General features: G+C 42.5%; 14 protein-coding genes and 1 tRNA gene. 9 read left to right on the top strand and 6 right to left on the bottom strand.

Annotated features, from left to right (window positions below; translation table 11 throughout):
• Positions 1-150: 150 nt before the first annotated feature.
• The 3 genes from J8L84_RS15165 to gloB all read right to left on the bottom strand — a co-directional run bounded on the left by J8L84_RS15165 (position 151) and on the right by gloB (position 3,718).
• Complete coding sequence (locus tag J8L84_RS15165; protein WP_211071406.1) at positions 151-1,164, bottom strand: ion transporter; 1,014 nt, start codon at positions 1,162-1,164, stop codon at positions 151-153.
• A 19-nt stretch (positions 1,165-1,183) separates the two neighbouring features.
• The gene (locus J8L84_RS15160) at positions 1,184-2,863 is read right to left on the bottom strand and encodes a LysM peptidoglycan-binding domain-containing protein (protein ID WP_211071405.1); all 1,680 of its coding nucleotides are present in this window, start codon (positions 2,861-2,863) and stop codon (positions 1,184-1,186) included.
• A gap of 63 nt (positions 2,864-2,926) precedes the next feature.
• Positions 2,927-3,718, bottom strand: a complete 792-nt coding sequence (gloB, locus tag J8L84_RS15155; RefSeq protein WP_211071404.1) for a hydroxyacylglutathione hydrolase — start codon at positions 3,716-3,718, stop codon at positions 2,927-2,929.
• 85 nt (positions 3,719-3,803) lie between these two features.
• Between gloB and J8L84_RS15150 the strand changes: the two genes are divergently transcribed.
• Positions 3,804-4,709, top strand: a complete 906-nt coding sequence (locus tag J8L84_RS15150) for a methyltransferase domain-containing protein (protein ID WP_211071403.1) — start codon at positions 3,804-3,806, stop codon at positions 4,707-4,709.
• Positions 4,710-5,293: 584 nt separating this feature from the next.
• Here J8L84_RS15150 and metG read toward each other — a convergent pair.
• Positions 5,294-7,321: a methionine--tRNA ligase gene (gene metG, locus J8L84_RS15145; RefSeq protein WP_211071402.1), complete on the bottom strand. Its 2,028-nt coding sequence runs from the start codon at positions 7,319-7,321 to the stop codon at positions 5,294-5,296.
• A 106-nt stretch (positions 7,322-7,427) separates the two neighbouring features.
• Here metG and apbC point away from each other — a divergent pair, with 106 nt between their 5' ends.
• From apbC to J8L84_RS15120, 5 genes are all read left to right on the top strand, one after another.
• Positions 7,428-8,570, top strand: a complete 1,143-nt coding sequence (apbC, locus tag J8L84_RS15140; protein ID WP_211071401.1) for an iron-sulfur cluster carrier protein ApbC — start codon at positions 7,428-7,430, stop codon at positions 8,568-8,570.
• A gap of 147 nt (positions 8,571-8,717) precedes the next feature.
• Positions 8,718-9,314: a dCTP deaminase gene (dcd, locus tag J8L84_RS15135; RefSeq protein ID WP_211071400.1), complete on the top strand. Its 597-nt coding sequence runs from the start codon at positions 8,718-8,720 to the stop codon at positions 9,312-9,314.
• A gap of 74 nt (positions 9,315-9,388) precedes the next feature.
• Positions 9,389-10,798, top strand: a complete 1,410-nt coding sequence (locus J8L84_RS15130; protein ID WP_211071399.1) for an SLC13 family permease — start codon at positions 9,389-9,391, stop codon at positions 10,796-10,798.
• A 130-nt stretch (positions 10,799-10,928) separates the two neighbouring features.
• Positions 10,929-11,005, top strand: a tRNA-Pro gene (locus tag J8L84_RS15125).
• 229 nt (positions 11,006-11,234) lie between these two features.
• Positions 11,235-11,636: a hypothetical protein gene (locus J8L84_RS15120; RefSeq protein WP_211071398.1), complete on the top strand. Its 402-nt coding sequence runs from the start codon at positions 11,235-11,237 to the stop codon at positions 11,634-11,636.
• 711 nt (positions 11,637-12,347) lie between these two features.
• On the opposite strand, the gene J8L84_RS15115 is transcribed toward J8L84_RS15120, so the two are convergent.
• Positions 12,348-13,544 (bottom strand): TerB family tellurite resistance protein, encoded by a 1,197-nt coding sequence (locus tag J8L84_RS15115; protein WP_211071397.1) that lies wholly within the window; start codon positions 13,542-13,544, stop codon positions 12,348-12,350.
• A 292-nt stretch (positions 13,545-13,836) separates the two neighbouring features.
• Here J8L84_RS15115 and J8L84_RS15110 point away from each other — a divergent pair, with 292 nt between their 5' ends.
• On the top strand, positions 13,837-14,403 hold the full coding sequence (locus tag J8L84_RS15110; protein WP_211071396.1) for a DUF1643 domain-containing protein: 567 nt from the start codon (positions 13,837-13,839) through the stop codon (positions 14,401-14,403).
• A 2,094-nt stretch (positions 14,404-16,497) separates the two neighbouring features.
• Here J8L84_RS15110 and J8L84_RS15105 read toward each other — a convergent pair.
• On the bottom strand, positions 16,498-17,472 hold the full coding sequence (locus J8L84_RS15105; protein WP_211071395.1) for a hypothetical protein: 975 nt from the start codon (positions 17,470-17,472) through the stop codon (positions 16,498-16,500).
• Between the two features lie 656 nt (positions 17,473-18,128).
• Here J8L84_RS15105 and J8L84_RS15100 point away from each other — a divergent pair.
• Together J8L84_RS15100 and J8L84_RS15095 are read left to right on the top strand one after the other, a co-directional pair.
• The gene (locus tag J8L84_RS15100; protein ID WP_211071394.1) at positions 18,129-19,391 is read left to right on the top strand and encodes a hypothetical protein; all 1,263 of its coding nucleotides are present in this window, start codon (positions 18,129-18,131) and stop codon (positions 19,389-19,391) included.
• Between the two features lie 226 nt (positions 19,392-19,617).
• Positions 19,618-22,059 (top strand): DEAD/DEAH box helicase family protein, encoded by a 2,442-nt coding sequence (locus J8L84_RS15095; protein WP_211071393.1) that lies wholly within the window; start codon positions 19,618-19,620, stop codon positions 22,057-22,059.
• Positions 22,060-22,087: the final 28 nt, after the last annotated feature.

Below are 22,087 nucleotides of genomic sequence, written 5' to 3'. Positions count from 1 at the left end.
AAATGTAAGACTAACAACCATTGTTATTAGCCATAAGTCTACCATATGAGTATTGAAATGATAATAGTTATCATTAAGTTTTGAGGGGTGGAGGTATTAATTTACTTATCTACAACGCTTTGTTTATTGGCGTTTCCCTTGCTAGTGCTGTTACGGCATGGTGGTCTCTTTCTTCGCTAGCTCAGATTTCCAGCGCTGTTGCGCAATATGGCCTTTCATCAATTCTAAGCACTCATTTACCACCTGTAATACTTCTTTATCTAATGCGTCTGCAGTAGGGGTGTAATCGTGCATACCAACAGAGATGAAATGGTCGATGCGCTGGGCGTCTATATCAGTCAGTAAATTTACTAATGACATAGTGACAATATCGGTTACCGATTCTTCCAATGTATTTTCGATGGTTCTGCCGATAACTGGCAAGTAATTCAAGGTAGACACTTGCGCGTTTCCACGCACCGCTTTGCCAACGCTTTTGCGAACATGCTCGCGTATTACTTCACCGTGTTCATCATTGCTTATCGATTGACCGATGTGATTAATAACCCCAGCCATCCATTGAGTGATAACAGGGCGTCGTGGCGCAAGGACTTGTTCGGTAATTTCATCAACCAAGGGCGAGCCTGCAGCAATGTCTTTTTGCGCATCGCTAAGCACTTTCACCACAATTCTGTCGCTGAGTTCTTCTACAAACACATCGTAGTAAAAAGCAAAGAAGCGAAAAATAGCGGTGCGGTTTAAATCAATTATTTGATACTTGTGCAATCGGTGCAAAATTGAAAATATGCGTAAAAAACGGAACAAGCGTGTAGCACCAAGCGGGATTAGGCCCACCAAATCGTACCAATGTAGAAAAGGAAAAAAGTACCAGCGTAGGTGCTCTTTACGAACGATGGCGACAATCCATCTAAAACAAAATTCAGTAAGAAAAATGCCAATGAAGACTAAATCAACCAACAAGAAGTTGTGGTGAATGGGGTCGTAAGCGTTAATTAATGCGGGAAAGAAGGCATCTATTTGAGAATAGATAAAGTCGGTAGCGTACAGGGCATCGAAAATTAGCCAGGCTAGGTTTAAAAATAAAATACCTAGCATGACTAAATCTAGGATTAACCAGGGCGTTTCATGACTGTTACGTAAATTATCCCGGTTAATCCTTAACATTGCATTTATCCTGTGCTGTTTAGCCTGTGCTGTTTAGTCTAGTAACGTCTACAAACAGCTTAAGCTTCTGGCCTGGCTGTAAGTAACGCGAGGTATTAATGTTATTCCATTTGCCAATATTGCTGATGCTAACATTGAATTTATTCGCAATACGCGACAGTGAGTCGCCATTTCTTACCGTATAGGTCACGCGCTTAGTAATGGCGTCTGCATTTTTTGCGTTGCTATTACTCTTTTGCCAAACCACTAATTTTTTACCAAGACGAAGCGTGTCACCAGGTGCCATACTGTTCCAGCTTGCTAACTTTTTCGTGGTTACACCGTACTTACGGGCAATATCCCATAACGTATCACCCGAGCGTATAGTATGAGTTACTTTGTACGCGCCATGCTTTTTATTTTGGACGCTGGCTAGACGTTCGCCTTGTGATAAATCGTAGTTGTCTAAAGCCTTCAATGCTACTGGCACCATGATGGGTTGGCCAATACGGATCACGTTAGAATCTAGCTCATTAACCTGTTTTATCACTTTTACTGTGGTGTGATATTTATTCGCCAGTTTCCCTAAGCTATCGCCAGGTTTTACCGTATGGCGAACCCAGTTCAATCGATCGGTGCGATCAATTTTTGCAAGCGCATCACTAAAGGCTGTGGCTTTTGTTAGCGGTAGAACTAACCGGTGTGGGCCTTCCGGTGCAGTAGCCCAGCGGTTAAAGCCTGGGTTTAACGCATGCAATTCCTTAAGTGTCATACCTGCAAGGTCGGCAGCGAACGCTAAATCGACTTGAGAGCCAATATCTACTACTTCGATGACAGCTACGTTCTCTACTTCAGGCCACGCAAAGGCATATTCATCACGGTGTTTTAAAATGTCGGCCAAGGCTAATAATTTTGGCACATATGCGCGAGTCTCGCGGGGTAAGTTTAACGACCAAAAATCGGTGGGCTTACCGGCTTTTTTATTTGCTCTAATCGCTTTTGAAACACGACCTTCGCCACTGTTGTATGCCGCCAGCGCGTGCAACCAGTCGCCATCGAACATGTTCGACAAATAGGTTAGGTAGTCTAAAGCACCTTTGGTAGAGGCTATAACGTCACGGCGGCCGTCGTACCACCATGTTTGATCCATACCGAAGCGCTTGCCTGTACCCGGAATAAATTGCCACATGCCAGCCGCTCGGCCATGAGAATAAGCGAACGGATCGAAGGCACTTTCAACAATAGGCAATAACACCAATTCCATTGGCATATCGCGCTTTTCAATTTCATCTACAATGTAGTAAAGAAAAGGTTTCGCGCGAGTAACCACACGTTTCATGTACTCTGGATGCTTTAGATACCAGTTTTTTTGCACATCAACGCGGCGATCATCGGGAATATGTAAATTAAGCCCATCGCTTACTCGCTGCCATACATTGGTAATAATGGCTTCGGTTTCTACTGCCGGATCATCAATAAGCTCTTCGGCTTCCGACAGCAAATTATCTTTAGGGTGCACTACATCAATAACGCCATCGCGCGCTATTTCACAGTCTTCAATTGCTTCGGGCGTTTCGTGTAATGTGCTGCAAGGTTCAGTTGAGCCTTCAACATTTTGCACATTCACTACGTCTTCTTGTATTTGTTCTTCGGTGATTTGACACCCACTTAGCCCTAACGCTAATAAAACGGGTGACAAAACAAACAACTTCAACTGCATGTAGAAGGAACCTCTCGAATATCTGCAAACCGCACATTCTACCTTCAGTGCGTTAGTTTTGCATTAAAACTCATCTTTCCAGCGTCGAACTGCAGCAAATACAGCTACATCGTCGCCCATGTTTTTTTCGCAATAAGCTTCGGCAGCAGTTTGTACAGAAAGTTCATGAGAACGTAAAAAAGGGTTAATTTGTTTTTGTTCAGCCAAATTTGAGGGCAGGGTAGGCACACCCATTTCTCGTTTTTTATCTACCCATGATGAATAGGTTTGAAGGGCATGGTTTTCTGGCTCTACTTCTAATGCAAAGCGTACATTTGATTGCGTGTATTCGTGGGCACAATAAACCAGTGTGTTATCGGGCAAGCGTTTCAGCTTGTTCAATGAGTGAAGCATTTGTTCAGGCGAACCTTCGAACAACCTGCCACAGCCTGCTGAAAATAAAGTGTCCCCGCAAAACAGGGCGCCGTGTCCGAAAAACGCAATATGATCGAGAGTATGACCGGGCACTTCCATTACTTGGAATTCTAAATCTAATACAGGAAGCTGTAAGGTATCGCCTTGTGAAACAGATTTAGTGATACCCCGAATATGACCCCCTCTTGGGCCGATAACGGGAAGGTTGGGGTTTGCTGACACTAATTTGGCAATGCCACCGGTGTGGTCATGATGATGATGCGTGATTAATACTGCCGCTAAATGTAGGTTTTCACTTTTTAAAAACGCGAGTACTGGCTCTGCATCGCCGGGGTCGACAACGATTGCTTGCTCGTTATTGTGAATACACCAGATGTAATTGTCGCTAAATGCTTCGATTGGAAAAATTGAAATGCTGTGAGGAAGAACGTCAGTAGCCATGGTGCACCTGCTTGTGTAGGTATAATTATGCGATACTATAAGAACTTGTTGTACACAGAGCAACCTTGAGGCACGCTTAGCATCTATGAGATCAGCATTTCGCTCCCAAGCACCCCGCTACCCTGAAGACTGGACCGACTTTCCGGCAGGAGAGCAAATCAAGCAAGCCATCACGCAAGTGTGCGACGATTACACCCAACGCATTTTTGGGTATCATTTCGTGAAACTTGGTAGTTTGAGTGCGCAAATTCCGTTAAAGCAAAGCCCCATTCGCAATATTATTAGCCAAGTGCCATTTAGCGCAATGCATGTATCGAATGATAATTTAAGCGACAGTGCTAGCAGCAATGCTGAGGGGATAGAGGACGCTAAGCATCAGCATGGCAAGTTATCAGATGCCATATTATCGAGCACGTTATCGGACAGCCACACATTTTCGGGTAAAGACAGCTCAGTAAGCCCTAAAATAGTAGGACAGTCACACCAACTGCCTTTTTCAGAAAACAGCATAGACGGCTTTTTGCTAGCCAATGAATTGGACTTTGCCCAAGACCCCCACGAAATTCTGCGGGAAGTTGATAGAGTTATTACCCAAAGTGGCTACGTGATAATTAGCGGGTTTAACCCGTTGAGTTTGGCCGGCATCGCTAAGTTCTTGCCGGTTAAACGAGATAACAAGTTGCATGATGCGCGCTTTTTTACCTCGTATCGCATAAAAGATTGGTTGCAGTTATTAGGGTTTGAAATTGTAGAACAGCGCCAAATTATGTTTTCTACTTTGTTTTTTGAGCAACGTTGGGATTATTCGAAAAATATTCAGCACTGGTTATCCGCTTATCTTCCGTGGTGCAGCGCCATGTATGTAATTTTAGCCAGAAAACGAGTAATGCCGATGACCGCTATTCGGCCCAAGCTACAATTGAAGCGACAATTTTCACCCGTAGGCGCAGCCAGTGCCAGAACCTCTTCGTACAACAAAGCCAAAAACTGAGACACCCATAGTTTATCTTGAGCTGAAACTTGGACACCCACCTTTTACTGGCATTATTAAAAGCTGAAACTTGGACACCCATCTTTTACTGGCATTATTAAAGAGCTAAACTTGGACACCCATCTTTTACTGGCACTATTAAGGTATTAAAACTGAGCTTCTTAATGTGGACAGCCACAGAAACCTTAAAACTAGACACCCATGCTAATGACAGCTGAAAGTTATGAAGAATAGTTGGACACCCAAAGTTTAACCAACCATGGACACCCACGTTAATTTGGAATTTTAATAAGTGGATGTCCACTGATTACGTGGCGTTAAAACATGGATGTCCACCTTTTACACCTTTTAGATTTCACCGTTTTAACGTGAACCCATAACCAGACACCCACAATTCAGCTGGCTGTTCCAAAAGTGGGTGTCCATTTTTTGAGTGGCGTTAAAACATGGATGTCCATTCTTAAGCTAGGAAGAGAAACAAGAAAACCCATCATTTCTCCAAAAACAAAAAAGCCGCGTTGATATTATCAACACGGCTTTCAAGTTTTGTAGCGGGTGGCTTGCCTTAAGGCAGCAACTCCATATTACTTAACGCGCATACCAGGCAATGCACCTTCGTGCGGCTCTAAGATATAAAGCTCATCACCACCAGGGCCTGCAGCTAATACCATGCCTTCAGACATACCAAAGCGCATTTTACGTGGCGCTAAGTTAGCGACCATCACAGTATGCTTTCCGATTAGCGCTTCAGGCGAGTAGGCAGATTTAATTCCAGCAAATACTTGCTTCGTTTCGCCGCCTAAATCTAGCTCTAAACGTAAAAGCTTATCGGCTTTTTCAACATGTTCAGCGTTAGCAATACGTGCAATACGTAAATCTACCTTAGCGAAGTCGTCGAACGAGATTGTTTCGCTAATAGGATCTTTACCAAGCGGGCTGTCTGGGCTAACCGCAGGTTTCGTTGGCTCTAGGTTTTCTTTTGAATCGTCAACCATAGCGTCTACTTTCTCCATTTCTACACGTTGCATCATTGGCTTAAATTTGTTGATAGCGTGGCCGGTAAGCACGGTTTCAAGAGACGACCAAGTAAACTCATCGTTCAAGAAGCCTTCTGCTTTTTCTGCCAGTACTGGAAGCACAGGTTTTAAGTAAATGACTAACAGGCGGAACATGTTAATACCCAACGAACATACATCGTGAGTGAACTGCTGTTTGGTTTCGTCTTTTATGGTTACCCAAGGGGCGTTGGTATCAATGAACTGGTTGGCTTTATCGGCCAATGTCATGATTTCACGTATTGCTTGGTGGTAACGACGGCGCTCGAATAAATCAGCAATGGTGTCGGCTGCATTTTGGAACTCGGCAATAAGCTCTGGTTCTAAAACGTTGTCAGACAATTTGCCGTCAAAGCGCTTAGTAATAAAGCTGGCACAACGGCTAGCAATGTTGACTACTTTACCCACTAAATCTGAATTCACTTTTTGTGCGAAATCGGTAAAGTTTAAGTCGATATCCGTTACGTTATCGCCAAGTTTAGACGCAAAGTAATAACGTAAGTATTCTGGGTTTAGGTGGTCTAAATACGTGCGCCCTTTAATAAAGGTGCCGCGAGACTTAGACATTTTCGCCCCATTCACAGTAACAAAACCGTGAATATTCACACCAGTAGGCTTACGGTAGCCCGCACCTTCTAGCATGGCAGGCCAAAATAGGCAGTGGAAGTAGGTAATGTCTTTACCAATAAAGTGGTAAAGCTCGGCTTCTGAGTCTGCGCCCCAGAAATCGTCGAATTCCAAATTGTTTTGGTCGCAGAAGTTTTTAAAGCTGGCCATGTAGCCAACGGGGGCATCTACCCATACATAGAAAAACTTATTCGGCGCACCAGGAATTTCAAACCCAAAGTAAGGCGCATCGCGGCTTATATCCCACTGCTGCAAGCCTTCGGTAAACCACTCTTGTAGTTTATTGGCCATCTCTTCTTGCAAGGCACCAGAACGGATCCAGCCTTTCAGCATCTCTTCAAACTTAGGAAGGTCGAAGAAGAAATGTTCAGATTCTTTCAATACTGGTGTAGCACCAGATACCACACTGCGTGGGTTTTTAACTTCTGTAGGGCTGTAAGTAGCACCGCACACATCACAGCTATCGCCGTTTTGATCTTCAGCACCACAGCTAGGGCATGTACCCTTAACGAAGCGGTCTGGCAAAAACATTTCTTTTTGCGGATCGTATAATTGATTGATAGTGCGTTTGCTAATGTAACCCGCGTTATCTAAACGAGTGTAAATTTCTTCACACAAAGCCTTGTTTTCAGGCGAATGAGTTACATAGTAGTTGTCGTACTCTACATGAAAATCGAGTAAGTCTTGATGATGCTCTGCACGAGTTCTGGCAACCATTTCTTCTGGCGTAATACCCAGTTCCTGCGCTTTAAGCATAACAGGCGTACCGTGTGCATCATCGGCACAAACACTGTAACATTCGTTTCCACGCAGACGCTGAAACCGTGTCCAGATATCGGTTTGAATGTGTTCAAGCAAGTGGCCTAAGTGAATAGAGCCATTGGCGTAGGGCAACGCACTGGTTACCAGAATGCGGCGATTTTCAGACATAATAACGTATAGATTCTTCGCGTTTCAAAATGGCTGCAAATACTAGCGGAAATCCGCGTTTTTTGCATTACGAAATTCACAAAATACCCCGTAGACAGGATAATTTATGTTCTTTTCCCGTAAAGCTAAGCCTCTCATTGACAGAGTTGCCGCTATTTTAGCCAGCTACTTCAGTGTTGAAGCCACCATTACCGCGAAATGGTGCTCAGATAAGCTAGATGCAGATAAAGCCACTGATGCAGTAAAAGTTGACGACACAAACCCTGCCAACGCATTCACTATTAACTTACCGTTTTGTTATAAAACCCAGCAAGCGAACGTAAAAGCCCATGTGCTAGAAGCGCTAAAAGGCGAGCTTACCGAACAACAATTGATTGTTACCCAGCATATAGCGTCGGGTGAAACTAAAAACACCGCCGTAAATAACATTAAAAACATCATTGCTGTGGCGTCAGGCAAGGGCGGGGTGGGGAAGTCGACCACCAGTATTAATTTGGCCTTTGCGCTTATGCAAGAAGGGGCCAGTGTAGGCATTTTAGATGCTGACATTTACGGCCCATCGGTGCCTATTATGCTGGGCAATACCGATGCACACCCGCATAGCAGTGATAACAAACATATGCAGCCGTTAAGTGCTCATGGTTTGGTGGCAAATTCCATTGGTTATTTAGTGCCTCAAGAAGACGCTGCGGTATGGCGAGGCCCAATGGCAAGTAGGGCATTAAAGCAGCTTATTGATGAAACCTTGTGGCCCGTACTGGATTACTTAATTGTAGATATGCCACCTGGTACAGGTGATATTCAACTTACTATGGCACAGCAAGTGCCGCTGACCGCTGCGGTAGTAGTAACCACTCCACAAGACTTGGCTCTAGCCGATGCCCAAAAAGGTATCAGCATGTTCGAAAAAGTGGGCGTGCCAGTATTGGGGCTGGTTGAAAACATGAGTTACTACCAATGCCGCGCCTGTGGCACCAAAGACTATGTGTTTTCAAAAGATGGCGGCGAAATACTTGCTGAGCGACACGGCTTACCACTGCTAGGCCAATTGCCACTCGATATTACCGTTCGCGAACACGCCGATGCCGGTACCCCTTTGTTGGTGAGTGCACCAGATAGCCCATTAAGTGAAAGCTATCGCGAAGCAGCTAGAGCGTTATCGATGCAACTTGCTTTAACCGTGACTCCTAGAACACAGCAAACCAAGCATATAAAAGGCGATCCTATTGGTGTAAATAGTAAGCTTTAGCCAGTAAGCTTGAGGCCGAAGTGAGTCACTAATAACCGTTTACGCAATTAATTTAGTTATTTAAGTAAATAGTAGCCTGTAGCCAGTTGATTGGCAGGAATTACATACGCATAATACCGCACACTTTATAGTAAGGATTTACGGCTCATGCGCCTTAGCGATCGCGATATATACGAACATTTAAAAGCGGGAAAAATAAAAATTGACCCAACACCCGACTACGAAGAAATTAGTGGGGTGACCGTAGATATTCGCCTAGGTAATAAATTTCGCGTATTTGAAGACCATCAAGCGCCTTACATCGATTTAAGCGGGCCTAAAGCGCAGGTGCAAGAAGCACTGGATCACGTTATGAGCGACGAAATTGAATTGCCAGAAGGCAAAGCATTTTTCTTGCACCCAGGCGAACTTGCATTGGCCATTACGCATGAGTCGGTAACCTTGCCTGATTATATTGTAGGTTGGTTAGATGGGCGTTCATCGCTAGCACGATTAGGTTTGATGGTGCATGTAACCGCACACAGAATCGATCCAGGTTGGTCGGGCAATATTGTGCTGGAATTTTACAACAGCGGGAAACTGCCTTTAGCTCTTCGTCCAGAAATGAAAATCGGTGCGTTAAGCTTTGAAGTGTTATCGAACCCTGCCGAAAAACCATACAATGCGCGAGTAGATGCCAAATATAAAGGGCAGGACGGCGCGGTAGCCAGCCGTATATCGTCAGACGATAAAGACAGCGCATAAGCTCTACAGCGCACAAACTCTATAAAGCAAAGCATGTAGCAAAACATGAAGTAAAGTACAAAAAAGGGTATGCAATGAGATCTAATAAGCCGTTCGACAAAAGCTCGTTTATTATTCTTATTGCCCTTATTACTTCGCTAGCGCTTGGCTCAGGTATTTATTTTTCAAATATAAGCGCTGATATTGCACTTACCGCAGGCATTACCTTGTTTGTGGCAATATTATGGGTAACGGAAGCGTTGCCCATACCCGCAACCTCACTCATTCCATTTGCACTTTTTCCTCTAGCTGGTGTGTTAACTCACACCGAAGCCGCTTCGTCGTTGGGTAGCCACGTTATTATCTTATTAATGGCTGCATTTATGCTGTCGAAAGGGTTAGAAAAAGCTAACCTGCATCAACGGTTCGCGATTTACATGTTGCGGGTGACGGGGGCAGGTAGCCCACTAAAGCTAATTTTAAGCTTTATGCTGACAACCGCTATTTTAAGCATGTGGATAAGTAACACCGCCACCATTTTGATGATGCTACCCATGGCCATGGCAATTATTAATGCAATGGAAAATCCCCGCTTTGGTGTGGCGCTTATTTTAGGCATTGCTTATGCCGCAAGCCTAGGCGGCGTGGGCACGCCCATTGGCACGCCACCCAATATTATCTTTATGAGTGTTTACGAAGAAACTCAAGGGCATGAATACAGCTTTATTGAGTGGATGAAAACTGGGGTACCCATTGTACTAGTCTCTATTCCATTAATGGCGTTGTGGCTAGCACGGGGATTAACGCAAGTGGGTAACATTGCCTTACCTGAACCTGGCAAATGGACCGTAGCTGAAAAGCGCGTATTGGCAATATTCGGCACTGTCGCCATGGCGTGGGTATTCAGGCCTTTTTGGAGTGCATGGTTAGGCATTACCACTATTAGCGATAGCACTATTGCAGTAGCCGGCGTGGTCGCCATGTTTATGACCAATAATGGTGAAACAACGCCAGCCAGCGAAACCCGCAAAAGCCAGCACGACAAATTACTCGACTGGAAAACCGCCAATAACATTCCGTGGGGCATGTTGTTATTGTTTGCTGGTGGTATTTGTATTGCTAAGGCGTTTAGAGCATCAGGTTTAAGTGTGCTAATGGGAGAGTGGCTTACTGGGCTTTCAACCCTACCCGTAATCTTCCTTATTCTGGGTATCTGCTTGTTTGTAACCTTCTTAACTGAAATAACATCAAATACTGCTACAGCCACTTTATTAATGCCGATATTAGCGGCAGCAGGCTTTGCGGTAGGCGTAGATCCTAAACTGCTGATGATCCCCGCTGCTATTAGCGCCAGTTGTGCCTTTATGCTACCAGTAGCCACCGCACCAAATGCAATTGCCTATGCCACCGAGAAGTTTGATATAAAAACTATGGCACGAGAGGGTATAGTGCTTAACGTGATTGTTGCTTTGGTAGTAACCGCAGTGTGTTATTTAACGTTATAAAAATGATGTTTCACACCGGATGTGCAGTTTTATTTTACAAACTGATTAGCAATTAAGCGCTTAACCAAGGATTTGCACAATTGTCGTTGCATTGTGACTAAAAATAAGTAGACTTATCGGCTCTTTCGGTCGGTGTGTGGCGCAGCTTGGTAGCGCACTGTCATGGGGTGTCAGGGGTCGGAGGTTCAAATCCTCTCACACCGACCAATCTCTCTTATTTTTCAATGACTTACCCCGCTCATTGATTGCTTGTGAAATGAGCGTCCCAAAACTGTCCCATAATTGTCACATTATACAGTAGTAAAAATTTCAAGTTTTCCTACCTGGTCATTAATAACTAACTTTCCGTTTCAAGCTTGGTACTCCTGTATCAATCGTGAAAATTCTCCTAAGTCGTAACTAGTTAATCCTGAGGTTTACCAAACAGGACATAACTATGACAAAGAAGACTCAGACGCGTGATCTGCAAATCACGTTCATTCATCAGTTCAAAAGAGCAACAAGAACGCCATGGCACGACAAATTTCGTTTATGTTGGTATTTCAACCCAGAAACACTGGATTATGTTTACGAACATAAGAACGAGCAATTTGTCACGAATGGTTTTGTAATATCAGACGGTCTTGCAAATCAGCTTCCAGAAGAGTTCAGGAAGAAATATTTCGAGCCATCTGAGCGATGCTTATTGTTCTTATTATTCGAGCTTCAAATCGTCGATTTTATAAATTCAGATAACGTTGATGATGCAGAGTTTGAGAATGTTTTCGGTGTAACGAAGCATCGTTACTTTTCAGCCGAAGCAATTGATGAGTGGACTGAGCAGGTTGAATCACTTTAAGGGCTGCTTTGCAGCCCTTTTTTATTACCTAGTGTAAGCTGATTCTTGTAGGTTAGAAATCACCCATCAAACAGGTTCGTGCTGCTAATCCTCGCAGTAAAGAATTTGCAAATCGTCAAAAATTCATTAAATTTTCAAATAAGGATGCAAACTTAAAGGAATATTCAATGGAAGTCGGAGCTATTTGTGAGTGAGTTAGAAGCTCACCAGACCATTTGTTTGGTGCTAGGTACTATTAGCGGGGTTTGTCTTACGTCGTTTTTCATAACTTTGAATCCGATTTTTGCACTGGCTAATATCCTACTTATAAGCAAAGTTCTGCGGGGTATGCAGAGATATTACGATGATAAATCGTGTAGAAAAAATGGACGTGAGTTAATGTTGCACGCGTTATTACGATTCTTTTAAACAAGGCATGAACTAGTGTAATGGAGCCGCAATTGGCTTCAAGCCTTGTAATGCGATTTGTTTTTTAATCTATAATAAGAAAGGTTTAACAAGGAACTTTATTATGCAGGAATTATGGTTTTTACTACCATTGATAGTTTTAGTCGTAGGCTCTTTATTTATAATCAGTAGAGCAAACTACGATGACTGATTAGCACCTTGCGGTTCACACACTATGTATTTTTATCGATTTTGTCATCGTTATTCTGCGGGTCAACTCGTCCGAAATGTACGTAAACCGGCCGTTGAGGTGTTTATAGTTTTTTAAGATATTCTGCTCCACTTATTCCATTTGCTACAGGTACTGGTGGGAGAGGTTTTACGATGATGGGTAGCTTTATTTTGGCACGTTCCTTTATTGTTTTTTGAAGGGAATCGAACTGCTCCCGTATACTTTTGAGGTTCACGCAAGCCATCCCAAAATTCACATGTCACACAGTTTTTGTAACTGTTACCAACCGTACCGTATATTATCGATTGCTCTTTCTTTTTAGAGGCATTTACTTGCGTTGCGCGAGTTGCAGAGCATGACGGTTTTTCAGTTTTCCTTGCGGAAGTTCGATTGTCTAATGGGTCGGGCCTGGCTGAAGAACGGCCATTTTGTGAAGAAGTTGTACTTTCCACCATTTCTGACAATAACGACAATAAAAGGCTACCCGCTACAGCAACCCCAGTGCCCACCGCTTTAACTACATTGCCAACCATTTCAATTTTACGATCCCGAGCTGCATGGCCCGTTTCCACGTTAAGACGGTTTGCAAGATCCTCAAAGCTAGGGGTTTTGATTCCAAACAATTCAGCGACCTGCCTGATTACTTGATACTCTGCCTTATCGAGTTGACCATCTGAGGCGGAGATACGAAACAGATATTTAATGATATTAAGATGTTGCTTTTTACCTTTTATCTGGTAACACAATTCCAATAGTTGCCGGAATTTGAGTTGCTTATTGTTCACCGACTGGACACCAGTCGAAAATATTTTAAAGTCGGTTCTGTCAGCAAAATTTTTTTTCTTAGAAAAAATTCGCAACGCCGCCTCTACTTCATTTTCCGTTATCTCTCCGTCAGATTTCATTACAGTTGCGGCCAACGCACCGAGGAGGAACAGTTTCTTGTATGACAGATGGGGCGCTATCGATGGGTGATGTTCTTTCCAGTAGCGTTGGATAGCTTGATTACGATTTTTTTCTTGATATTCGGTTTTACAAAACTGACACAAGGGCGGCACGCCCATGGAAAACTCAGCGGAAATATCTCCATGCTGTATGCAGCGTACTGTGAGTTTATTGGCACAATCTACACAAAGAAAGTCCATGTCTTTAATTCCCGGCAATATTGGGGCTTGAATGCGCCCTTGATATACATGCAATCTACTCATTGACGAATCGAATCCAGCATAATTAAATGCTGTCGCTGATTTTGGCTTTCGACATTCAATACATAGGGTTTTGTTTCTCAAGGGAGCAGTCCTTAACAATATTCTCAGTCATAAGACTAGCACTAATTTAATTGTATTTGTTGTGCAAGCTGCTCCACCTCCCAATTCAAAACATGCTTAAAAAAATTAATCGCACTTATGGCTGCGTTAACTGTCGTCGCAGATTTATTGCGGTTTTTTGAATGCAGGGAGAATTTATTGATGTGCTTTATTTGTGGGTCTGGGGCTGGCGGGAGATAGCACAGTATGATAAAGGTTAGTACGCGGCTCCTTAAGGTACGCATCAATTAAATGGTAGGCGAGAAGGGACATCATGAACTCAATCAATGGCGGACAGGTTTTTAATCATGAGTTAGATGGATGGTCTGTCTTTTGGGAGAGCGGAAGCAACTACCGTCATTGGTGCCACCAAATAAAAAACCCGAAATGGGATTCTTTGTTAGTCGTGATGTTTAATCCTGGAAGTCTGAGTGGTGATGGAGCAAATCTAAGTAAAGATACAACCTTGAGAATCCTGAGAGAGGTTTGTGGTGCAGCAAATCTAAACCCTTATGTCATTAATCTTTTTGACTATGCCAGTGCGTCACCACAGAAACTATTCGATAACTGGGAACAAAGAGACTCAAATAGCATTGTTTTTGGTAAGTTACCTTTATCAATTTTCCAAAGCTATATATTGGCTTACGGAGATTATGAAAATTGGGGGCAGCGTGATACGGAAATAAAAGATAGGCAGGCATTAGTCCTTAGTTACCTTGAATCACTAAATGAAATTCTATTGCCAAAAAATAATTCAGGCTCGCCAAAACATCCCATGATTTGGCAAAGGCAAAAGTTGAAACCAAGTATCAGTTCGTTCTTGAAGGCAGCGCCTAACTAATCAAAGCATTCAGACGGAGCAAGCTGCATGGTGTTTGATACGTTAAAAGTCTGATCTTTGTCTAAAGTGGACTGCTAGTGATGATTCGCAAATCGCCTGCTCTACGTTAATAGTTGCCATTCTACTGCGTATCGGCTTTCAAGAATGAGCGGACTTATAAATAGCCTCTACTGAAAAGGGTTATCGTGTTGAGTGGCGATAGCCAAAAGCCTGTAATTGAAAATAACGAAAAGACTCGTAAGACCCATTACCACAATACTCTTGAAAAATTACTGTCGATTGATTGCTTATGTAGCCTTTACAACTGCAATATTTTTTCAGGGAGACTATGGAGGTGGGGAGTTAGCTGAAGTTGCTTTAGTCTCTAGTTTTTGAGGGCAATGGTAAAGGTTTGTATCATTGGACTTTGCATTTTGTCGCTAAATGAACATTCCAAGATAAATCATATTCTTATCGCGTAAGCGGTTCATCACACCTTACCCATGGGGCAATTATCTGTTCTCAATATAATTACAGCACATCAAATTTTTTAATAGAGTGCTATTTGCCTAGACTAAAGCTTCAATATTAATGAGAGTAAGTATGGTTAAAGCATAATTTACTTTTATTGGAAAAGAATTTATTTGCTACATTAACTCTGCGTTTGGCGAAGAGTCTATTACTAGCAACACTGTATTTTTCGAGCCTAATGCAAAAATTTCAGCCTCCCCTTGCTGACTACTGTAAATGAGCGAATTACTAGGCACTTGTGTCAACCTTTTTGACTGGAGCAAACCACATATGATTGATTAAAGAAAGTAGATAGCAGGGGGAAAGTAATTCAATTTTGGCTGCACCTATCTCATTAGCGAATAGGTGCAATCAATCTTTTATTTATGATAAATCCACTTCAAGTTTAGCAATAACTCGTTAGACATCTCGTGATACTTTTTCGTGTTTTTTGAATACAACACCGATTAACCCTTGTTACTGACTGGTCAGTTACAGGTGATTTCGTAGTGCGCGTCAAGTTTACAAAAAACGATAATTTGAATGTGTTTAAAACCAAATTTGTCAGAACAGGTCGTGCACAGTGACACTACTTTTTTGTAAATTGAACGTCGATTGTTTGTTTTAAGAAGATAGTTTTCTTACCTATTGCGATTTTCCGCTTTACAGCTAGTAGCTGTCTGCCAAATGAAGCCAAAACTAATCAACGCTTTTGACCACAAGATATATTTGGCTTAAAAAAAAGCACCCCTAATGGGGTGCTCAATATCATTCGCTTCTTAACTTATGCGCAGCATATAAAGAAACTAATATTAGTAGCACTGCTACTCCAATGCAGCCAAACGATAAAAGTAACAATCTATCTGTTAGCGCTTGGTACTCGATATAGTCGAAATGCCCAAATATGGCAAAAGCTGTATTAAAAAGTGAATTTAATACAGCTACCGCCACTAACGAATTGCTTAAGGCCATCCATTTCTGGCTTGTCTTTGAACAACGGCTAAAAAGGCTTTCATAGTTTATTTTCATATTTACTTCTCTTAGTTAATGTCCTCTAAATAACTAAGTATGGAGTGGGGGGATTTTTTGATAGCGCTGGAATTTTGTGTTGCCTGTTTGAATTCCATTTGATTCGCAGAGCGAATCTGAGCGTGTAAGCTGGTATGGACGCCAATGCGAAGACATGTCGTTACAGCCTCATTGAAGGAGCTACGGAGACACAGCAGTGTTTTCTAATATGTTATGCCTGTGCTCGATTATTCCATTTAACTTGATGCCGACTACCTAGTAACTGTTGACACCGAATATCATCGAATATTTAACGTGGTTATCGAACGTATACGAAAAATTTGCGTGGTAAGTGACTATTTAAAAGTAGCTGAATCAGACAACTCTCTACCCATAATCGCTAGAGTTTCATGAGCTTAGGCGAGCACACTATTGAAAGTACGGTAAACCTCAGCGGTGCTTTCCTTCTGATTCGACGTACATAGAGGTATGTGCGTTAAAAATGTATTGTTTATCATTGTGATACTCAGTGCATTTTGAAGCTTGAAGCCATAAAAAAGGGGAGCCTTTAAGGCTCCCAGAGGTCACTCCAAGGGCTTATTCTAAAATGCCTAACACTCTTCCTGCGTCACGAAATCCCTCTAGCCTGATGTCAATAACCCTATCTTGAGTATTTTTTGCAAGTTTTTCTAATTCCGCTAATTGTTCTAGGTAGTTAATCTTATTTGTCGCTGCTCCGTTCTCATCACTCAATTGACGCTTACTATTAAACATAAGCTCATAGATTAGGCTACATTCAGATGATTTGAATTTTATACTATCGAGCAGCAGTCGTTGTTGGCCGGAAGAAAAAGTAGAGCTACGGCTATCAAAGATTCGGGTGTGGGCTTTCTCTATCTGTGTTAGAAACCGCTGTCGATGACTGTACATATGCACAAACTCGTAAAGTCCATCGTTCGATTCCAGCTCCTCAAGATACTTATCGAGTATTCTACGTCGTACGTCTCCGTTGTTTTTATTTTTTGAGTTTGATGCTTCCATTTCAATTGCTATTTTTGCGCCCGTATTAGCGTCGACCACAAGTGCATCTACGAGTCTAGGATCATTTCCTCTTTGTTCGAGTTGTATCGATAAGTCACGTTCGGTTGCGAACCCAGAGATCTTATTTGCTTTAGCAAGCTCTAAAACGATTAATTGAACTGAAAGATCGTGAATAAGATTTCGTTCGTTAACACGACTTACATCCGACCGTAAATTCAGTTCCCGATTTAAAAGCAGTTCTGCTTCTCTAATTCCGAAAGACGTGAGAATGATAAAACTGCGGTCAGTATTAGCAAAAGTTGGGTGTACTGAAATGATTCCTTTTTTCTTCAATCTATTAATAAGTTTGTTAGTGCTCTCTCGATTCAGACCCAAGTGACGTTGAATAATTGTTTTACTAGATACACCGAAGGCTCCAATGATTGCAATCACCGCATTCTCTCTCACCAACCCCCGTGCTGCCGGATCGCTTGGGGCAGATATACAGACATGACGCATTGAAGTTTCAATTGCTCTTTCTATGTAATTCATTTCTTCTCCTTTTTTGAATTCACAAATACATAGAAACAGCCGAGGGGGAATAAGCAGGGTAGAGCAGTTTGCTTTGCATCCTGCCAGCGCTTCGCTAGGCTAGGCATACTGCGTAATACCAGCGTTTTTCTTTCGAAAATCACACGCAACTTCGTTGTAGCAACCCTTCTGCAAGCGAGAGCTGACGCGACTTGTCGCTGCTCACGCACTCATTGCTGCGCGAATTCGACAGAAGCGTTGCTCGGAGTCAGCTACCGCTGATTAACCACTATTTTCCCCGTCTTCTGCTCGGGGAAAGCGTCGCGAGGGATACCCCGCTCGCAGTGTTCACAACGGTGTTGCGAAGGTTGCAGATTATTGCTGCGCAATACTCAGCAAGTTTTCTGAAGCAAACGAAAAAAGTGGTTAATCTGCGATGCTGACTCCGGCTTCGAGAACCGCTATGTTTCACAAAGCAGCTCTCTACGCAGTAGTTGTTGAGCTGCGCTCAAGTGTTCTTACGCGTTCGTTTCGAATGCGTTGTTGCCATCTTCGATAAAAACATGCTTTGACCATATCAATAATAAAATAATTTTTTCGTAAAAATTACGCAAAAATTACGCTTTATCCGTAATTAGGTTTAGTGATTTAATGTCCTGGCAAATCAGGAGGAAGCTATGAAAGAAACTGAAACAAAATTAAACAAGCAAATATCGAAACACTATATTGAACATGCGTGTTCAATATCCAGCAGTGGGCAAGTCGCAAAGGAACTCGGAATTGAAGCGCCAAGAGTTAGCGAGATAAAGGCAGGCAGGAGGAGACTTACAGCGGATGAAGCTCAAGTATTGAAAGAACTTTACGGAACCCCCTCCCAATCTGAAGGGCATTGGGTTGTCGCTGAGTTGATAGATTTTGATTCGTTAAGTAAATCACTTGTCGATAACAGTTTAGTAAATCAATTGGTAAAAGTAAGTGAGTTTGTTAATTCCGAGGAGTTTATTGACGGTATTTTGAGTTGTATTCGTGTAGAAGAGAGTAGAATAAGAGGCTATGAGCGCGTTCAAGCAGTGGATATCAGTGATAAAAGCAAAGGTACTGAGCAAAAAAATAAACGGTTAGTGCGAGAGTATAAACTCAAATTACTTAATCAAATGCTTAGTAATGCCTATTTCAAAAATTGGTGTGACACTGCGGTCCGTTTGTTAACAGACGGAAGCGTTAAAAAAGACTTTTCGTTTATTGATAAGTTGCTTTACACAAAAGATGTCACAACACCCACTCTTGTTAATGGAAGCGTGCAAAGGGACATTCCAAATGCTGATTTCACAAATTTAATTGGATTGTGTGAGCAAATTGAACCAGGTTTCGCTTTAACATTCGACTCTTATTACCCCACTGAAGATATCATAAGATTTATTGCATTAGGTAGGCTAACGACTCTTTTAGAAAGCCAAACCTTTTCTCATATAGTGGGCGCTCATGCTCCGTTTAGTTTTGGCAAACAGCTAAATATCAAACCTGAGCGGTTACCCAAAAAAGAATATGTGATTGTTGGGAAATGTGTTTGGGATGATGATCGTTTGTTAAGGCTTCGAGAACCAATGACTGAAAAAAGCTTATTACAGATTGATGCAACTAGTTCATCGAGCCTAATCTTGCCAGAAGCGTTAGAATTGAATGCATCAAAGTATCTATCCATAAGGCTATTCTATACCGAACAATATAAATACGTTGTTGAAATACAGCTTTATCCAGACGAAATATATATCAGTCATAGAAAGATACTTATCGATATAAAGGAAAAAGAAAAGCTGTTCCCTCAGGTTTTGGATATTTTGACATTTTTCAATGTTGAACATCACCACACAGTAAATAACATTAAGGCTGCGGTAGCAAAGGAGGGCGGCTACATTCCCTCAGCAATTTACATCGAATAAATCGGTTACCTTTTACCCCTCAACTTCAAGAGGTACACAGTCCACGTATTGGTTGTCCTTGTAAGTGACAACTAGCCTGTGTTCTGATACTTTTGTCTAATATAAAGCGAATACGCGCGAGCATCGCAAAGAAAAGGACTAGCTCGTCACGCTGAAGGGAATCAACTTTGTTGTCAATTACAGCAACTGCCATTGGCCCTTCTCGTGAACAGTATACGGAGTACGTATGAGTTCAGTGAATAAAAAGGCGCTATCAGAAACAGATATCATATCTAAGTACATCATGCCTGCTGTAAAGCAGGCAGGGTGGGATGATATGACCCAAATCCGGCAAGAAGTGAAATTGCGCGATGGTAAAGTCGTCGTTCGCGGAATGGTTGCTGCCCGTAAAAAAGTAAAATCCGCTGATATCGTTCTTTATCACAAACCCTCAATGCCCTTGGCTGTTATAGAAGCTAAAGCCAATAAGCATGAAGTTGGAAAAGGGATGCAGCAAGGGCTAGATTACGCCAAATTACTCGATGTGCCCTTCATTTTTGCTAGTAATGGTGACGGTTTTATCTTTCATGACAAAACTAATCCACATCAACTTGAAACAGAAATCAAGTTAGAAGACTTCCCTACACCCGCTCACCTATGGGCCAAATACTGTGCTTATAAAGGGTATACAGATTCTCAGTTACCTGTAATCACTCAAGATTACCACGATGATGGCTCGGGAAAATCACCACGCTATTATCAGTTGCAAGCTATAAACAAAACCGTTGAAGCTGTCTCTACAGGCCAGGATCGCATTCTACTTGTAATGGCAACCGGTACAGGTAAAACCTATACCGCCTTTCAAATAATTTGGCGCTTGTGGAAAGCCAAAGCCAAAAAGCGTGTTTTATTTCTGGCAGATCGAAATGTGCTAGTAGACCAAACTCGTATAAACGACTTCCAACCTTTCGGTCAGGCAATGACTAAAATTACAGGCAGAAAAGTCGACCCAGCCTACGAAGTTCACTTAGCGCTTTATCAGGCATTAACTGGCCCTGATGAAAGTCAAAAGGCCTATAAGCAGGTCGATCCTGACTTCTTTGATCTTATCGTCATTGATGAGTGCCACAGAGGTAGTGCATCAGAGGAAAGTGCCTGGCGTGAGATTCTTGAATATTTTGGTTCTGCGACTCAAATTGGTTTAACTGCCACACCTAAAGAAACTGATGAAGTGTCTAATATCGATTACTTTGGTGAGCCAGTTTATATGTACTCACTAAAGGAAGGCATTGAAGACGGCTTTCTTGCCCCTTACAAGGTGGTTCGCGTTGATTTAGATATCGACTTGCAAGGCTGGCGACCGACAAAAGGGCAGGTTGATAAGCATGGAAATGAAGTTGATGATCGTATCTATAACCAAAAAGACTTCGACCGCACTTTAGTCATCGATGAGCGCACACAACTAGTAGCAGAAACGATTACCAGTTACCTTAAGCGAACTGACCCCTTGGCGAAGACGATTGTTTTCTGTAACGACATCGACCATGCCGAGCGCATGCGAAGGGCCTTGATCAACTGCAACCCAGAACAGTATGCCAAAAACGATAAGTACGTTATGAAGATCACAGGTGATGATGCCATCGGCAAAGCTCAGTTGGACAACTTCATTAACCCAAAGCGCACTTATCCAGTTATCGCTACTACATCCGAGCTGATGACAACTGGGGTTGATGCGAAAACCTGTAAGCTGGTTGTTCTCGATCAGAACATTCAGAGTATGACCAAGTTTAAGCAAATTATAGGTAGAGGTACGCGCATCGATGATAAATTTGGCAAGTTATGGTTTACCATTCTGGATTTCAAAAAAGCCACCGAACTATTTGCTGATGAGCGCTTCGACGGTATTCCTGAAAAAGTTATAAGCGCGAAACCTAGTGATATCAATGATGAGGAATCCGACTTCGACGACATTTTAGAAGGGCAAGACCCAGCGGAAGATGCAGAAGGCACAATAGATAGCCCTGATAATATTGCTGATGGCGAGTTTGATTTTCCAGAAGGTGATGATACACCTCAAACAGGTTGGGATGAAGGCGAAGAAGCCACTGTTACTAAATATCACGTTAATGGTGTAGCGGTTAAGAAAGTTGGGGAGCGAGTTCAATATTACGATGAAGACGGAAAACTCGTTACGGAATCATTTAAAGACTACACCAAGAAAACCCTGACTAAATCCTTTGCTTCCCTTGATGATTTCATTAAGCGTTGGAATAGTGCAGAGCGCAAACAAGCAATCATCGATGAGTTAGCTTCCGAGGGTGTTATTTGGGAAGTGTTGGAAGCAGAAATCGGGAAAGAGTTAGATCCTTTTGATATGATATGCCACGTTGTTTTCGATCAGCCTCCGCTAACGCGCAAAGAACGCGCAAACAATGTCAAAAAGCGTAACTACTTCACTAAATACAGCGAAATGGCACAGGCCGTTTTAAATGAACTTTTGAATAAATACAGTAGTGAGGGCGTAGAAGCGTTGGAAAGCAAAGACGCTCTTAAAACAGGCAAAGTTGTAGAGTTTGGCCGCCCCATCGAAATCGCCAAAAAAGGTTTTGGTGGCAAAAAAGAATACGAAGCCGCTATCGCTGAGCTGGAAAATGCCATCTACGACACCACACCAGATAAATCAGCCTGAGTAACATTCAGGCTGAACAATAAATGAA

The sequence above is a fragment of the Alteromonas sp. MMG017 genome (assembly GCF_018100795.1).
Lineage (GTDB): Bacteria > Pseudomonadota > Gammaproteobacteria > Enterobacterales > Alteromonadaceae > Alteromonas.
The sequence above is the reverse complement of the archived record's forward strand: the minus strand, read 5'-3'. Positions and strand labels throughout refer to the sequence as shown.

What these genes read in the sequence shown, in the direction of transcription:
- J8L84_RS15165 (WP_211071406.1), bottom strand. Translation starts at nt 1,164, where the DNA reads ATGTTAAGGATTAACCGGGATAATTTACGTAACAGTCATGAAACGCCC.
- J8L84_RS15160 (WP_211071405.1), bottom strand. Translation starts at nt 2,863, where the DNA reads ATGCAGTTGAAGTTGTTTGTTTTGTCACCCGTTTTATTAGCGTTAGGG.
- gloB (WP_211071404.1), bottom strand. Translation starts at nt 3,718, where the DNA reads ATGGCTACTGACGTTCTTCCTCACAGCATTTCAATTTTTCCAATCGAA.
- J8L84_RS15150 (WP_211071403.1), top strand. Translation starts at nt 3,804, where the DNA reads ATGAGATCAGCATTTCGCTCCCAAGCACCCCGCTACCCTGAAGACTGG.
- metG (WP_211071402.1), bottom strand. Translation starts at nt 7,321, where the DNA reads ATGTCTGAAAATCGCCGCATTCTGGTAACCAGTGCGTTGCCCTACGCC.
- apbC (WP_211071401.1), top strand. Translation starts at nt 7,428, where the DNA reads ATGTTCTTTTCCCGTAAAGCTAAGCCTCTCATTGACAGAGTTGCCGCT.
- dcd (WP_211071400.1), top strand. Translation starts at nt 8,718, where the DNA reads ATGCGCCTTAGCGATCGCGATATATACGAACATTTAAAAGCGGGAAAA.
- J8L84_RS15130 (WP_211071399.1), top strand. Translation starts at nt 9,389, where the DNA reads ATGAGATCTAATAAGCCGTTCGACAAAAGCTCGTTTATTATTCTTATT.
- J8L84_RS15120 (WP_211071398.1), top strand. Translation starts at nt 11,235, where the DNA reads ATGACAAAGAAGACTCAGACGCGTGATCTGCAAATCACGTTCATTCAT.
- J8L84_RS15110 (WP_211071396.1), top strand. Translation starts at nt 13,837, where the DNA reads ATGAACTCAATCAATGGCGGACAGGTTTTTAATCATGAGTTAGATGGA.
- J8L84_RS15105 (WP_211071395.1), bottom strand. Translation starts at nt 17,472, where the DNA reads ATGAATTACATAGAAAGAGCAATTGAAACTTCAATGCGTCATGTCTGT.
- J8L84_RS15100 (WP_211071394.1), top strand. Translation starts at nt 18,129, where the DNA reads ATGAAAGAAACTGAAACAAAATTAAACAAGCAAATATCGAAACACTAT.
- J8L84_RS15095 (WP_211071393.1), top strand. Translation starts at nt 19,618, where the DNA reads ATGAGTTCAGTGAATAAAAAGGCGCTATCAGAAACAGATATCATATCT.